Origin of the sequence: Selenomonas sp. KH1T6 (assembly GCF_900108415.1) — a bacterium.
GTDB lineage: Bacteria > Bacillota > Negativicutes > Selenomonadales > Selenomonadaceae > Selenomonas_B > Selenomonas_B ruminantium_A.
Genome location: NZ_FNWN01000044.1, coordinates 1 through 17659, shown reverse-complemented (window position 1 = coordinate 17659; position 17659 = coordinate 1). Strand labels below are relative to the sequence as shown.

Sequence of the window (17659 nt, the reverse complement as noted above, 5' to 3'; positions counted from 1 at the left end):
GCTGCTAAGCTTGTATGACCAGCTATGGCGGATTGACACAGCAAGCATCTCGTCAAGAATCCAATCCATTAGCTCCATCACCTCGTCATAGCTATGGCCGCTAAAGGAGACCATCTCACGTAGCCAGGAGTATAGGATATCCAGCATGTCAAAGTCTTCTATCATGGCTGGAATTGCAGTCTTGTAATCAGCCAGCTTCTTCTGTCTCTTCCTGGCCCGTTGGCTCCATTGCCTTTTCTCTTTTGCTACGGCACTTTCAAGCTTTTCGACAGGAACTCACTTATGTGACCGATGGAACGTTTGGTGTTCTTACAGTCTAGCGTGGCCAGGACACGCTGTATGCCTTCCAAGGAAGCGTGTGCATCTAAGGCTAAAGCCAGGATTATCTTATCAATACCCTTTTGCGTGAGTATGATGCAATCGGCTGGGATGTCTGGTTGCGCATCAATTCTGGCTTCAAGTTGAGCAAGGCGGTTGATATTTCCATAGACAGCCTGAGGGGTAACACCAAATGCTTCAGAGATCACAGCTACAGGCAAATTCACCTGGTCAGCCCACTTCCCCATAATTCCCATAAACAATGAGCGAGAGTTAAAACCACCAGGTAATGAAGTCGGAACTCCAGATAAAAGGCTTTTCAATATCTCTTTGGGGTAGTACAATGATGTTAGCATACGGCACACCTCCTATGCCTAACTGGATTGTGGTTATTCTCAGTATAAAGCATTTGAGGTGAACGTATGCTTTTATTTTATTTGAACAGTAGTTGAGATAATTTAAGGTGAAGTCAACAGATTTTTTTCAGGCTGGTTTTAAAGCTGATTTTGATGTTTTTGAAACACGCCTTCTTACCAAGCAGTGCCTGGCCAGACGTGTCGATTCCATTGACAAGCTGCAAAAAGAAGTAGCTGTCTGGGAAAAGGAACGAAACGCCAAACTCACCCCCATACATTGGCACTTTACAATAGACAAAGCTAGAACAAAATTGGTGTCCATATATCCCGATCTTCCAGAATAACAATTGTTATAAATATGAACGAGGTTTTACACTAGCCTCGTTCATATCCATAATAATTGCCCGATATGCAGCCATCTGCGTTGTCATCGGTCGGGGAGTTCTTCGCCTATGGCTCAGAACTCCCGTTGACATGTCACTGGCACGGAAAAGCTCTGATGGAGAATTTCGCCATGGGATGGGGAAGTTCCTTTTGCGGGCATAAAAATGGCTTTTTTGAAACACGCCATTTCTCCTGTCCAAGTCCTTTGTCGGCAGGAGAATCACCATAGGGTGACGAATAGTAAGGCATCATAGAGATTTCGAAAGATTTTTCAGAATATGATGGCATATCGTCCAATGAAAGGAGAAGCAAACATGAAAAAATACCCGCTGTTGCAGTCTCAGTTGGGAGTATTTTTAGATTGGCAGAAGTACCCGGACAGTGTGCAGTACAATCTGCCGATGCATGCTGAAATGGAGCGGCATGAAGATGCGCAGGCAATCGCAGAAGCGTGGAAGAAAGTAATCCGAGCCTCGGCGGTGCTGCGCAACCGTTTCGCAGTGGACGAGGAAGGAAATCTCTGCCAGTGGCCGGATGACGATATGCCGATAAATATACCGATCAAGCAGATGAGCGAGGCGGAAGCGCAGGCATACATCCGGACAGATTTCGTGCGTCCTTTCGATGTCCTTGGCGGCGAACCGCTGTTTCGCATTGAGCTGATTGAGACCGAAGCCAGATTGCACATGATCTTCGATATTCACCATCTTGTGATTGATGGTCTCAGCTGCCGCGCCCTGATAGAACGCGAGCTACGGTCGGCGCTGGAGGGCAAGGATATGCCCGTTGACGAGAGCTTTTACAAGTTGGCGGAGAGCGAGCAGGAATTTTTTGCCAGCGAGGAATACGCCAAGGCGCGGGAATATTTTGTCGGAAATCTGCAGGGTCTGGAGATGACCAGCCTGTCAAATCTGGCTTCGGCGGAAGGCAGGCTCGTCAGCCACGCTGAAAAAATCAACAAAAAGTGGTTCGACGGATGGTGCAGAGAGCACGGTGTGGACGGATCCGCGCTGTTCCAAGGAGCCTTTGCCCTGACGCTGGGCAGACTGGCCCGCGCCAAGACCCCGGTCTATTGCACCAGCTATCACAACCGGGTCAACCGCAAGATGATGAAATCGCAGGGGATGTTCGTCAACAACGTACCCCTGAAAGCCAATCTGTCCCCTGATATTACCGTGCTGGAATTGGTTCGGACGCTGAAAGAGGACGGGGACAAGGCTTACGCCATGGGGCGCTGCCCCTTCACCCATCTTAACGATGAACTGGGAATACTTTCCCGTGTGTCCTTTAACTTCCGTCCCTTTGTGCAGATGGTGAATCTGGGTCATCGGAAATACCCGCTGACGGAGATTCCCCGGTCAACCGGCCAGACGGACATCAGCGTAGACATCAGTCTGGTGGGCGAGGACTACATAATCAGCGTGCTGTCCTCCGACGCCGTCAACAGCGCAGAGACAGTGCGTTTCTTCTCCAGGGCCATAAAATCCGCCCTCCGGAATATGATGGACAAGCCCGAGGCGGCGCTTGGGGAAATTGCGCTGGTTCGCGTTGACGAGGCGAAGGAACTGCTTAAAATTTCGACAGGTGAAGTTAGAAATTACGATTCGACTAAAACCTGGCTGGATCTCTTCAAGGCGCAGGCTGCCGAGTGTCCGAACGCTGAAGCGGTGGTGGATGAGCGGGGCGCATACACCTATGGCGAATTGGACGCTCTGTCTGACTCCGTGGCACAGTATCTGATCAATCATTCGGTCCAGCCCAACGATTTTGTGGCGATCAAAGTCGGCCGTACCAAGGACTTCATGGTGGCCACGATTGGCATCTGGAAGGCCGGGGCGGCCTATATCCCCATGGATTCGGACTGCCCCGACGAACGTATCCGCTATATGCTGGATGACTCCGAGGCCAAGCTGTTGTTGGACGATGGTCTGGTGAAGGAAGCGGAACAGACGAAAGTGACGGGCGAGCTCTGCCCGGCCACGCCGGAGTCGCGCGCCTATATGATCTATACGTCCGGTTCCACCGGCAACCCCAAGGGAGTTGTAATTCCTCAAAGCGCCCTGCTGAATCTGGTGTGCTTTATCCGCGATCGTTGGGGTCACACGGAAAAGAGCCGTATTGCCTGCCACTCCAATTTTGCCTTTGATGCGTCGGTGGAGGATCTGTATCCCGTGCTGACGGCCGGCGGCACTTTGTACATCGTGCCGGAGGAACCGCGCAAAGACATCATGCTCATGCGGGCATATATCAAGGACAACGGCATTACCGGCGGTTGCTATACGACACAATTTGGGCAGTTGCTGGGCGACGTTGACGAGCCGTTGCGACTTGACTATATAGTTCTCGGCGGCGAGAAAATGACGGCGGTGCCAAATATTACCGGCAAAGTCTACAACACCTACGGCCCGACCGAGTTTACGGTGGACGCTACCTACTGTAAAGTTGACAGAGCAGATTACGCGGATATTCCCATCGGGAGGCCGTTATATAATTGCCGTGCGCTCATTTTGGACACAGACGGCAATTTGCTGCCCCTTGGCGCGGTGGGCGAATTGTGCATGGCCGGACCGCAGGTGGCGGTTGGCTATTGGAATTTGCCCGAAAAGACACGGGAAGTATTCAAAACGGTTATCCTCCCCGATGGATCGGAGCAAAGAATCTACCGCACCGGCGATTTGGCGCGTTACAACAACAAACAGGAGCTTGAATATCTGGGTCGTATCGATTTTCAGGTAAAGCTCAGAGGCTTCCGCATAGAGTTGGGCGAAATTGATACCCGGGCAATGGCTTTTGCGGGTATCCGTCAGGCTCTGTCGCAGGTTAAGCAGGAACGCATAGTTCTTTATTATGTCGCAGATAATCCCGTATCGGAAGAAGAACTGAAAAGTTTCCTGGGCGAGACCATGCCGGATTATATGGTTCCGTCTATCTATATGTCTTTGCCTGAAATGCCCATGACCGGCAACGGTAAAGTCAATCTGAAGGCATTGCCGGAACCCGCCGTCCAGAGGGAGGAACTTACCGCGCCGGAGACGGAAATGGAAGCCGTAATTCTTCGTCTTGCCAAAACCGTGCTCCGCATGGAAGAAATCGGAACCACAACCAATTTGGTTGCGGCGGGTATGAGTTCCTTGGATACCATGCGACTGAATGCCGCTCTGGCCAAGGAACTGGGTTCATCTTTGCGTGTATCGGATATTCTGAAAGCTCCCACCGTGCGGGATATCGCCGCTTTGGAAGAGCATTACACCGAAGGTTCGTCGAAACTGCGTCACCACAAGAACCGCCAATACTATCCCCTTACCGAAAATCAGCGTGGCGTGTATCTTGATTGGGCAATGCACAGCGACACCACTCAGTACAATATGCCCGGTGTGTATCGTTTTGCTAGCGTCCCCCCTGCGACCCTAGCAGACGCGCTGACGAAAGTAATCGATACTCACGACTATATGAAAATGCGGCTCGCTAAAGTATCGGGTAACGTGGTGCAGGAGGCTCATCCGGGCGAAGCCCCCGTCATCAATGTGGAAACTCTGACCGACGAACCTGCCGCCGAATTTTTCCAACAGTTGGTAAAACCATTCGACGTATTGTCGGAGCGGCTGTATCGGGCAAATATTTACAGTTATGGCGGAAAAACTTGGCTGTTTTTGGACGTTCATCATTTGATCTGCGACGGTCTTTCCTTTGGCGTGCTCTTTGATGATTTGATTGCCGCGCTTCGTGGTGACGAACCAGCCAAAGAGCAAATAACCGCCTATGACTATGCCCTTTATGAAAAGGAGATTTTGTCCGGCGAGGAAATCAGTCTGGCCGAAGAATATTTTGAAAATCTGCTCAAGGGGGTGCAGGCGGTCAGTTATCCCGATTCCGCCGAACCGGACGGCAAAACCAATGCGTCGGTGGAATACAAAATTCCTCGGGATGCGATAGACGCTTTCTGCAAGACCAACGAAGTAACGCCGGGCAGTTTGTTACAATCGGCTTTTGGCGTGGTTCTGAAGCGGTTGACCGGCGAAGATAAGCCCCTTTACCTCATGGTCAGCAACGGGCGCACCGATCCCCGCCTCGCGGAGACGGTGGGTATGTTCGTCAGAACGCTCCCGGCGGTCTATGCCGGTGAAGGAAAAGCTTCCGAAACGGCTCGCCATTATGTGAAGGCCACTTATGGACAGTTGCAGGAAACCTATGCGCGGGAAATGGTATCTTATGCCCGTTTGGTGGAAAAGCATGGCTTGCGCGGCGAGATAATGTTCGCTTATCAGGGTGGCATTTCCGATGAAGTGGAAGGCGCGACTGCTGTGCCCCTGTCCCTGGATACGGCCAAGTTCCCCGTGATGGTGACGGTCACTCCCGATAAGGGCGAATACAAAATTGTCATCGAGTATGACGGGATGCGTTATGCGGCGGCGGATATGAACGTGTTGGCTCGCGCCTTTGGTACGGCCGCTCTGAGCTTGGTTCAGACGGACAAATTGAAGGATGTGCGACTGGTTGACGAGAAGGAAACCAGGGAGTTAATCCGTTTGGGCGAAGGCAGGAAACTGGAGCGCGACGAAAGCGAAACCATTCTGAGCTTCCTGCAAAAACGTGTAGCCGAAACTCCCGACGCGCCGGCATTGGTGTTCCGCGAGAAAAAATTCACATATCGGGAAATTGATGACATTACCACCAAATTGGCGGTGTTCCTGCATAAAAACCACAAAATCGGCTCCGGGGACATTGTGAGTGTAATGATCGGCAGATCGGAGTTAATGCTGCTCTATCCCATGGCGATCATCAAAACGGGCGCGGCCTATATGCCCATCGATCCCGCCTTCCCCACGGAGCGTCTCGCCTTTATGTGCGAAGATGCCGGGGTTCGCATGATTTTGTCCGAGAACAATCTGGTGGAAGAAAAATTGCCGGATTTTGCGGGCGAACGTTTTTATAGCGACGCTTTGGCCGGTTTACCGAGTGTAACCGAAGCCGAGGTACAGGAACTGACTGCCCCCAAAGCCCATGACCTGCTGGTTATCCTCTTTACCTCCGGAACTACGGGAAAACCGAAGGCCGTGGCATTGGAGCATTACGGCGTGGTCAACTATTGCTATTGGTATGCCGATGAGTATGCCCTGACCATGGAAGATCATGTGGCGGGTTATGCCAACTTCGGCTTTGATGCGCACATGATTGATCTCTATCCTTCCATGTTGGCCGGCAGCACCGTGTACCTGCTCGATTCGGAAATCCGGATGGATATTGCGGCGATGAACGCCTACATGGAAGAAAATGCCGTTACCGTTGCTTTCCTGACCACACAGATCGGTTGCTTAATCAGCGAGATGAACCACTCGCTCCGTTGCCTCAGCACCGGCGGCGAGAAAATGCCTCCGGTAACTCCGCCGGACTATCGCTTCTTGAATGTGTACGGACCTACCGAGTGTTCCTTGTTCTCCACTTATTACGACGTGCCCGGTTACTTTGAAGGAAAACTCATCGGTCGTCCTTTGGCCAACTATCAGTTGTTCATCATCGACAAGACGAGGAATTTGGTACCTCGGGGAGCCTGCGGCGAATTGCTCATTGCCGGACAGGGCGTGGCCAGAGGCTACATGAACCGTCCGGAACTGACGGCGGATAAGTTCATCGAATTCCGGGCGTTGCCTAACAGCGAGCCGGTCAGAGCTTATCGCAGCGGTGATTTGGTTCGTTGGAGCGAAGACGGCAATATTGAGTATTTGGGACGCATTGACAATCAGGTCAAACTGCGCGGCTTGCGTATTGAGTTGGGCGAAATAGAAAATCGCGTGGCTTCGTATCCCGGCATTGTTCAGACCGTGGTTGACGTTAAAGGCACAACTAATCAGCAGTTGTGCTGCTACTATGTGGCGGATACGGTTATTGACGTGGAGGCGCTGAAAAAACATTTGGCCGAATCTCTTACGGAGTATATGGTGCCAGAAGTTTATATGTGTCTTAATGAATTGCCGCTGAATCCCAACGGCAAGGTAGACAGGCGGGCATTGCCGGAACCAGAAGTGATAGTCGGCGAAATCATTGCTCCCGAAACCGAAGATGAGCAGAAAATTTTCGAAGCTGCAGTGAAAATTTTGGGCAAAGACAGCTTTGGCGTAACGAATAACTTGATCGCCCTGGGGATGAGCTCCATTGCGGCTATGCGCCTGGCTGCTGCTCTGGAAGGTCAGCTGGGTATTAAGATTCGTGTAGCCGACATTATGAAAAAGCCCACGGTACGCGATATTGCCGAATATGGGAAATCTGTTGCCGCTACGGTGCTTGATTCCGGTTTGCAGCATTATCCGGAGCGGCCATACTATCCAATTACGGAAAACCAGCGTGGACTCTTTATCGATTGGGAAATGAATCGCGGCACCACGCAGTATAATGTTCCTTCCGCTTACGAATTTGAGGATATGTCGGCTGATGTTTTGGCGGAGGCTATTGGCAAAGCCGTGAATATCCACGCTTATCTGAAATCTCGCCTGGTACGCAGAAACGGCGGCATTATGCAACAGCCCCACGCCGATGAACAGGCGAAAATCAAAATAACCGCCTTGACGGAGCGTCCCGATGCGGCATTTTTTCAAAAATTGGTCAGACCCTTTGATTTATTGAACGACAGGCTGTATCGGTTCGAAATTTTCACCTATGAACAGAAAACATATTTGTTCATGGATGTTCACCACATTATTTATGACGGCATGTCCGGAGTGGTATTCCTGAATGATCTGTTCAATGCCTGCAAGGGCGTTGAGGGCATGCCGGAAAAGGTTACGGCTTATGACTACGCCGTTTATGAGCAGAAGTTCCTGCAGAGCGAAGCATTCGCCGAAGTGGAAAAATATTATGACGAGTTGCTGGATGGCGCAACATCGGCTTCTTATCCCGACTCTGCCCGGCCGGATCGGCCGAATCAGGTCGAAAGCAATGAGGAAGTAGCGGTAAGTACACTGATGCGGGGAATGCCGGCGGCCGCCATTGACGAGTTCTGCCGCAAATATGCCGTTACACCGGGCGAGTACCTGCAGGCGGCTTTTGCCGAAGTATTGCGCGGACTTACCCGGGAAGACAAACCTATGTACCTCACCATCAGCAACGGACGCTCGGCGGGGACTGAACTGCAAAATACGGTAGGTATGTATGTGCGTACTCTTCCCGTTGTATTTGCCGACAAAGCTAAAAATCATCGGGATGAATCCGTGGTTAGCTATGTGCGGTCGGTGCAGCAGCAGTTGCAAATGACCTTTGAACGGGAAATCTATCCTTACACAAAAATTGTAGAAAAGCACAGCTTGCGCGGCGAGATTATGTTCGCTTATCAGGGCGGTATGGCCGTTGAAGTGGAAGGGGCAACCGCGATTCCCCTGTCCTTGGATACGGCGAAATTCCCTGTGATGGTGACGACGGTGCCGGATAACGGCGAGTATAAAATTATCGTCGAGTATGACGGCAGACGTTATGCAGCGGCGGATATGGATATGCTGGCTCACGCTTTCGCTACTGCCACTTTAAGTATGGCTCAGGCAAACAAGATTAAGGATGTGCGCCTGATTGACGAACAGGAAACCAAAGAGCTGATGCATTTGGGCGAAGGCAGAACGTTGGAGCGCGACGAAAACGAAACCATTCTGAGCTTGCTGCAAAAACGTGTAGCCGAAACTCCCGATGCGCCGGCGTTGGTGTTCCGCGAGAAAAAATTCACATATCGGGAAATTGACGACATTACCAACAAATTGGCAGTGTTCCTGCATAAGAACCACAAAATCGGTTCCGGGGACATTGTAGGTGTAATGATCGGCAGATCGGAGTTAATGCTGCTCTATCCCATGGCGATCATCAAAACGGGCGCGGCCTACATGCCCATCGATCCCGCCTTCCCCACGGATCGTCTCGCCTTTATGTGCGAGGATGCCGGGATTCGCATGATTTTGTCCGAAAACAATCTGGTCGAAGAAAAATTGCCGGATTTTGCGGGCGAACATTTTTATAGCGGCGCCTTGGCCGGTTTACCGAGTGTAACCGAGGCCGAAGCGCAGGAACTGACTGCCCCCAAAGCTCATGACCTGCTGGTTATCCTCTTTACCTCCGGAACTACGGGAAAACCGAAGGCTGTGGCATTGGAGCATTACGGCGTGGTCAACTTCTGCTATTGGTATGCTGACGAGTATGCCCTGACCATGGAAGACCATGTGGCGGGCTATGCCAACTTCGGCTTTGATGCGCACATGATTGACCTCTATCCTTCCATATTGGCCGGCAGCACCGTGTATCTGCTCGATTCGGAAATCCGGATGGATATTGCTGCGATGAACGCCTACATGGAAGAAAATGACATTACCGTTGCCTTTATGACCACGCAGATCGGGTGCCTGATCAGCGAGATGAACCATTCGCTCCGCTGCCTCAGCACTGGTGGCGAGAAAATGCCTCCGGTAACTCCGCCGGACTATCGTTTCCTGAATGTGTACGGACCTACCGAGTGTTCCTTGTTCTCCACGTATTACGATGTACCCGGTTATTTTGAAGGAAAACTCATCGGTCGTCCCCTGGCCAATTATCAGCTGTTCATCATTGACAAGACAAGGAAATTGGTGCCTCGGGGAGCCAGTGGTGAGCTGCTCATTGCCGGACAGGGCGTGGCCAGAGGCTACATGAACCGGCCGGAACTGACGGCGGATAAGTTCATCGAATTCAGGGCGCTGCCTGACAGCGAGCCGGTCAGAGCCTATCGCAGCGGTGACCTGGTACGTTGGAGCGAAGACGGCAATATTGAGTATCTGGGACGCATTGACAATCAGGTCAAACTGCGCGGCCTGCGTATTGAACTGGGTGAAATAGAAAATCGCGTGGCTTCGTATCCCGGCATTGTTCAGACCGTGGTCGATGTTAAGGGCACAACCACCAGGCAGTTGTGCTGCTACTATGTGTCCGAAGCAGATATTGATGTGGAGGCACTGAAAAAACATTTGTCTGAGTCCCTTACGGCGTATATGGTGCCTGAAGTTTATATACGTCTTGACGTGCTGCCGCTGAATCCCAACGGCAAAGTGGACAGGCGGGCATTGCCGGAGCCGAAGTTGACCAGTTCCAATGCTTATGTTGAGCCGGAAACCGAGACAGAAAAAGCCGTGGCAGAAAGCATGGCCAGGATTCTCGGTATTGATGCTCCCGTTGGCGCGCTGGACAATTTCTTCGAGCTGGGCGGCGATTCCATTAAGGCCATCCGCATGGTAAGCCTGATTCGTCAGGCTGGCTATCGGATTCAGGTTTCGGATATTATGAATCGCAAGATCGTACGGGCTATTGCGTCGGTCATTCGCAAAGAGGAGGCTGCTGCTATTTCGACGCAGCCTTTTGAAGGCGCGGTGCCGGATACGGCCATTGTGCGCTACTTCAAGTATTTGGATGTGCCAGATCCGCAGCATTACTGTCAGGCGACTCTGTGGATTTTGCGGAAACCCTGCAGCAAAGATCTGCTCAGGCAGGCGATTAACGCTATTGCCAAACAGCATGACCTGCTCAGGGCAATCTATAAAGACGGCGGCTTGTTCGTTCGTCCTGTTGATGCCGAGTTGAGTCTGCAGGAAGTTGAAGTACATTCTGAGCAGGAGATTACGGAACTGTGCAGCAGGCTGCAGGCCAACATTGACATGGCCAGGTCTTTGCTGAACATTGCCCTGATTCACGAAGGCGGGCGCAGCTACCTCTATATTGCGGCGCATCATTTGATTATTGATGGTGTGTCCTGGCGCGTTATCGCCTCCGATTTGGAAATTGCCATTGCAGCCATTGAGAAGGGCGGTCCGGTTGAGCTGCCCATGAAGACCAACACTTATAACGACTATGCAAAGGCGTTGCAGATTTATCGCAACAGTTACAAACTGGCGCAGGAAATTCCTTATTGGGAGAATGTGCAGAAAGAAATGTTGTCGCTGTCGTTTTCCCACGAAAAGGATTACAGCCGGAAAATCCTGCACGTATCGGCTGCGCTGGATGAAAAAGCGACCCAGGCGTTTATCCGGGCTAATTTTGCTATGATGAACGCCAATATTAACGACGCTTTGCTGACAGCAGTTTGCCTGAGCTATGCGGCCATGAGCGGCGAAAATAACTTGTCCGTGCAATTGGAAGGACACGGTCGAGAAGATATTGGCGGCTCTCTCATTACGGATCGGACGGTGGGCTGGTTCACTTCCATTTATCCGGTCATTTTCAAGCATATAGGCGGCAGTTTGCCCGATACATTTGTGAAGGTTAAGGAAAGTCTGCACCGCGTGCCGAATAAAGGCGTGGGCTATAATGTATTACGCTTCCTTGCGGGTGAGAAATCCTTCCCCGATGCAGGTGATCGCATTGCCCGCCTTGGTTTTAACTATCTCGGCGAAATGGATGCCGAACAGGCAGCCGGTGACAGTGTGCTCGGTACGTCGGATATTCCCGTAGGACCTGCGCTGTCGGCTAGAAACAATTTTGGCAATGACCTCGCCCTCAATGCGTTGGTGGAAGGCGGCCGGTTCGGGCTGGATGTGGCCTATAACAGCGGGATTTACAACCAGGAACAGATCGAAAGCTTTGTCCGGGATATCTTCCGGAACATGGGCGATGTGGCAGATTATCTCGCAAGTCTGACCGAAAAACAATATACTGCGTCGGATTTGGGCGAAACCGAGTGGTCTGAGCGCGAATTCCGCACGGTGATGGAGGACTTTGCAGCCCGGGACGAGGAGATTGAGCGTATCTACCCCTTGACGCCAATGCAGGAAGGCATGCTGTTCAAATACCTGTCCGCCCCCAAAAGCTGGGCGTACCGCATTGTCACTATTTTCGAATTGGATGTATTGCCCGACGAAGCGCAGCTGGCCGCTGCTTTGGACAGAATGGCAACCAAACATGAAGTGCTCCGCACGTCCATTATTTATGACGGCGTGAAAAAGGCCCGTCAGGCGATTATTCGGCGTAAGCTTGTCCCCCATATGGTTGATGTCAGCGATAAGCCTAATCCCAAAAAAGCGGCGGAAAGCCTGCGGCGGCAGATTCTGAGCAACGCTTTCGAGCTTCAGCGCAAGCCACTGTTCCAGGTGACCTGCGCCAAAAAAGATGCAGGCAGTTGTTACTTGATTGTGGCGATACATCATGCCATTGAAGACGGTTGGTGCATGGGCTTATGCATGAACGATCTGTTCAGGTTCCTGAGCGAGGAGATCACGTTAGAGCGCACGCCGGATCAAAAGCCTGATAACGGTAAATATGAGCGGGCAGTCAGAGAGATTCTCGGCAAGGACAAGACAGAAGGTTTGACTTACTGGCGGAAACTGTTGGCTGATTACGAAACGCGGGCTGAAATTCCCTCGTTGGGCGAAGTGCCGATGAATGAACAAAGCGAAAACAACGTTATCGTCAGCACCCTTGATAAAGACATTACCGACAAATTCCTGGCTTTGTGCAGTGCCGAGAGTGCTACCGTCAGCAATGGTGTCGAACTGGCCTGGGGCATGGTGCTTCAGACCTATTGTCGGACGGACGATGTCGTTTTTGCTAAAGTAGTGTCGGGCAGGGATAATACCGAAGAAGATGTGAGCGAACTGGTGGCAGCGTTTATCAATTCTGTGCCGGTGCGCGTGCGTATCGGACAGGAAACGACAGCACGGCAGATGCTGAGGGTACTGCAACAGCAAGCGGCTGAAAGCAACAAATACGACTACTGCCCGTTGTTCGAGATTCAGCAGCAAACTGATTTGGGCGCGGATCTGTTCCAGAATATTATCGCTTTCCAAAACTACGACAGCGGCGCAGAAGTCGAGACGGCGGATGCTCAAGAAACCAATTTGGCCTTTAATATCCGCCCGGTACTTATCAAGGAAGAGAGTTTTGACGAAGTCACGCCTGCAATGTTTATCAACAATGAAGGACAACTCAGTATTACGCTTACCTTTAATCGTAAACATTATCGTCGCAGCGAAATAGAAACAGTGGGCAAATTGTTCGGCGTGCTCATCACGGAAATGGTCAAGAAACCGGATGCGCCCATTGTGTCTTTGGCTCGGGTTGGTGAGGACGATATGCCCGCGCTGATGGCTCTGTCCAAGGGCGATGAGCTAGCTTACGATAATACCAGGACCTGGCTTGATCTCTTTAAAGCCCAGGTGGCGGAACGTCCGATGGCAGAAGCGGTGGCTGATGAACACGGCAGTCTGACTTATGCGGAATTGGATCATGCTTCAGATCAGGTGGCATGTTGGTTGATTGATCATGGCGTTGAGCCTGATAATTTTGTGGCGGTCAAGATGGATCGGGTTAAGGAGTTTGTCGTGGCCTTTATGGGTATTCACAAGGCCGGTGCGGCTTTTGTCCCCATTGATCCGGCATATCCTCAGGAGCGCATTGCCTATATTGAAGAAGATGCTCAGGCCAAGGTCACGTTGACGGAAGCCTCCATGCCGGAGATTTTCAAAACAGAGGCCAAGCCAGTCAATCGTACGAGTCCGCGAAACTTTGCCTATATGATCTACACATCCGGCTCTACCAGCAAACCCAAGGGAGCAGTTATTTATCAGAAGGGGCTGATGAACTTAACCGTATCCATGGTTTACGCCTATGGCTATACCCCCGATGATCGTATCAGCAGTCACAGATCCTTCTCCTTCGACGGACATATTGACGATTTTTACCCGCCTCTGTCGGCCGGTGCATCCGTACACATTATGCCGGAGCGAATTCGTCGTGACCCCGATCAGATCTATGAGTTCCTTGAAGAACGGAAGATAACCGGTGGCGGATACACCACAGCTTTGGCCAGAATTTTGAAAAACGGCTATCCGTTGCATCAGAGGTTTATTTCCTGTGGCGGCGAAGCCCTGCAGGGGGTGGTCAGCGATGATGTCCTGTTCTATAACGAATATGGGCCCACCGAATGTACCAATGCTTCCACATTGTTTATTTTGGAAAAGGGCGTCAATTACGAAACAATTCCCATCGGACGGCCACTGTGGAACACCTACTGCTTCTTATTGGACAAAAATGGCAATCTGGTACCGCCGGGAGTGCGTGGAGAAATTTGCCTTGCCGGTCCTCATGTGGGGTATGGCTACTGGAACCGTCCGGAACTGACCGAAGCCGTGTTCGTCAACTGCCCCTTCGTACCTGGTATGCGTATGTACCATACAGGGGATTTGGGCTATTATGACAAAAACGGCCAAATCATTTACGCCGGAAGGATTGATTTCCAGATTAAGCTTCACGGCTACCGAATTGAATTGGGGGAAATCGAAAGTCGTGCCGCTCAGTATAGCGGAATCAAGATGGTTAACGCTCAGGTGAAAAAAGACAGCTTGGTGCTGTACTATTCCGCCGATTGTGATATCGATTCAGAGGCATTAAGAGCTTTCCTGACGGAGTCGCTGGCTTCGTACATGGTGCCAACTGTTTACATGCAGTTGGATGAAATGCCCCTGACCCCCAACGGGAAAATTAATCGGAAGGCGTTGCCTGAACCGGATGTTTCGGCCGAAACACAAAACGTCCCGCCAGAAAACAGGCTGGAAGAAAACTGTCTGCGGATTGCCAGGGAAATTCTCCCAGGCATTACGTTCGGTGTCACCGATGATTTGAAATCATTGGGATTAAATTCGCTGAAGGCCATGTTGCTGACCAGTCGGTTGAATAACGAATTGCGTATGCGGCTGCGGGTATCGGATATCATGCGTTACAAGACAATTCGCGGCTTTGTCAAGGGTAAGCGGCGTTATTCGTGGCTTTATGACGAATATGACGAAAAAAAGCCGGTACTGGTATTTGTGCAGGGCATCGTGACGCTGAACGATACGGCGCATTTGCACGCGCTGTTTGACGAGTACTTCAATGTGTTTGTCATCGAACCCATTCAGAACCATTATGAAAGGATATTCGTATATGAGCACTATGATGAAGTGGTGGCGTTCTATCTGACTATCGCGCAATTGACTTTGCCTGAAGACGCAAAAATAGTCGGCTTTATTGGCTTCAGTTTTGGCGGAGCCATCGCTTACGGCATGGCTGCCGAGTGGGAAAAAATGACCGGGGAAAAACTCCCTGTGATCATGGGTGACACTACTCTGCCCACCGCTGGCAAACGCGCTCCGCAAGAAGTCAAAAAAACAACCGTTCAAGATTTGCGGAAAATGACGGAAGCGTTTGAGGTCAAAGAACACGAGTATACAGATGAAGAACTGCAAATATTTGCGAATCTGAATAACATGGTCAGTACACTAAATTCGCAGAATTCGCTTGCGCCTTATGATGGTGAAGTAATCTTTTTGAACGCGCACCTCAACACTACGGAAAAAATGATGCGCGAGAAAATGGACGCGTTGCACAAAAATGCGCCGCAGGCGGAAATTCACGATTTTGTCGATTATTCTCACGGCTCTATTTTCGTCAAGGAGGAAATGCACTCCTTCTACCGCAGAATAGCGCAAAAACTGCTTGGAAAAGGTGTTGATTTTGGATCGTAAAGCTTATTTAATCAATTACAGTTTCAGGTACTACATGATTGCGGCCATTATGACCATGGCCGCAATGAACCTGAATAGCATCATAAACGGCATCCTTATGGGTAATCTGTTGGGTGCCGATGCTTTCTCGTCGATAAATGTTGCCATGCCGGTTGTAATCTGCATCAGCGCCATTGGCGCATTGTTGGCGCAGGGGCCGGCTAACCGCATTGCCCAGCATCTTGGGGCGATGGATAACAATCGCGCCAATCAGGTATTCACGGTCAGTTTTGGTTCTATGCTGGCCGTGTGCCTGACTCTGAGCGCAATCGTGGCGGCCACGGATTTTTCCGCCTTTGTGGTGGGTTTGCTGCCCGTTGACGCAGAGCTGCTCCCGCTGGTGAGTAAATACATCGGAGTATTGATGATGGGCTGTATGGTGATTGTTTTTCAGAACGGACTGTCATTGCTGGTTGACGTTATGGGCAAGCCTAAGGTTGTGACTATCGGCATGATTGCCGGTATGGTTGCTAATGCTGCTTTTGTCGTAACGAGCGTAAAAGTGTTGCACATGGATATTGTAGGCGCAGCCTATGCTACCTTGTTCGGTGCTTTGGTCTGTGACATGGTTCTGCTAGGTTATATTTTCAAGTATAGCGGAATGAAACTGTGTCGTTGCCCGAATTGGTGGAAAGACTTCCGTAGCGGTATATCCTATTCTTTGCCCAGTTTGGTGGGGACAATATCAGTCATAGTTCTCATGCTGGTTTGCAACACATACATTATGGCCAATCAGGGGGCAAATGGCATGTTTGTCATGTCCATCGGTTACAGCATCATCTCCATCGGTAGCATGATTTCCAATGGTGTGGGAATGTCCTACACGGCCATAGGCGGCATGATGATCGGGCAGGGAGACTATCGCGGCGTGAGGTTGTTGTTTGCGCGGGGAATGTTTGTCACTTTGCTGGCGCCGATTTGTTTTAACATTGGAGGACTGTTTTCCCGAAATCTGGCCTCCCTCTTTGGCGCCAATACACCTGAGCTGATAGAACTGACCGGGCATGCCCTGCCCATGATTTGCGTGATGCTGTTTTCTCTTGGGATTGTATCCTCGCTGACGTTTTTGCATGTGGCGCTGGGGCATCGGGTGATTTCCAGCGTGAACAGTCTGATGACACTGGCTACGATTACCGTTTCCTTCATGTTTTTGGATTATATGTTACCGCCGGATCAAATTTGGTGGGCGTTTCCTTTGGCTACGGCGCTAAGCCTGCTGATTATTTTGTCGGACACGATGGCGGTTAGTATGCGTTCACAGGGTAAATTACAGCTGGTTTCGCTGATACCCAAAGATGACCCGGAACGGAAAATGCTTGATATTTCGGTAGAATGTACCGCAAAAGAAGAAACAGCGGCTATTGATTCGTTAATCCGGTTCTTGCGGGAAAACGGCGCAAGCGATTGGGAAAATAGCGTCGTTCACTGTCTGGACGAGCTTATGTTGAACATCTTGAATCATTCTGGCTGTGGCAGTGGCAGTTACATGGATTTGTCGGTGATGCTTCAGGAAGATAAGATTGCGGCTTATTTGCGGAGCGAGGGCAAGCCCTTTGATCCTTTGAAGGTCAAAAAAGACGACCACAAGATAGGCATGACAATTATGTTTCACTATTGCAGTAGCTTGGAGTATCGCTATTCGTACAGTCAAAACATTGTGTTGTTAAGCTGGGATATTGTGTCATAAGGAAGGCAGAAGCCGTCCCCCACTTATGGAAGTGGGGGACATCTTCTGCCTTCGTTATTTTCGGGATTCGGGAGCAAACCTTTCGCACAGAGTTTTTACCATGGAAATATATAGCTCCTTGCAACGGGAGTATCAATAAAAATTTTATTAATTCATTCAAATTCTGGCGTGTTTCAAAAACAGCCATTTGATGTTTAAAAATCCTTTGAAAGAGCAAAAAGCAACACCCTCCTGTGCGGCATAAAATGCCGTTGAGTTTTCGCTTTTGTGTGCGAAATTTATGCAACTTGTTCCGCCATGTCTTTGTCCCAGAATCCATATTCCTCCAGCAGGTCAATGAATTCTGGCCACGGCTTGCCTGTAAGCAGTTCCAACGGGCTGTG

General features: G+C 50.6%; 4 protein-coding genes. 3 read left to right on the top strand and 1 reads right to left on the bottom strand.

What is annotated here, in order from left to right:
* Positions 1–245 precede the first annotated feature (245 nt).
* Positions 246–674: a hypothetical protein gene (locus tag BLW59_RS15505; RefSeq protein WP_074698520.1), complete on the bottom strand. Its 429-nt coding sequence runs from the start codon at positions 672–674 to the stop codon at positions 246–248.
* 107 nt (positions 675–781) lie between these two features.
* Between BLW59_RS15505 and BLW59_RS17540 the strand changes: the two genes are divergently transcribed.
* The 3 genes from BLW59_RS17540 (at position 782) to BLW59_RS15490 (ending at position 17276) form a co-directional block, all read left to right on the top strand.
* Positions 782–1018 carry a hypothetical protein gene (locus tag BLW59_RS17540; RefSeq protein ID WP_074698518.1) on the top strand — a complete coding sequence of 79 codons (237 nt, stop codon included), beginning with the start codon at positions 782–784 and terminating at the stop codon, positions 1016–1018.
* Between the two features lie 354 nt (positions 1019–1372).
* On the top strand, positions 1373–15550 hold the full coding sequence (locus BLW59_RS15495; protein ID WP_074698516.1) for a non-ribosomal peptide synthetase: 14178 nt from the start codon (positions 1373–1375) through the stop codon (positions 15548–15550).
* Positions 15540–17276 carry an MATE family efflux transporter gene (locus BLW59_RS15490; protein WP_074698514.1) on the top strand — a complete coding sequence of 579 codons (1737 nt, stop codon included), beginning with the start codon at positions 15540–15542 and terminating at the stop codon, positions 17274–17276. Before BLW59_RS15495 ends, BLW59_RS15490 begins: the two co-directional genes overlap by 11 nt.
* The last annotated feature ends 383 nt before the right edge of the window (positions 17277–17659 follow it).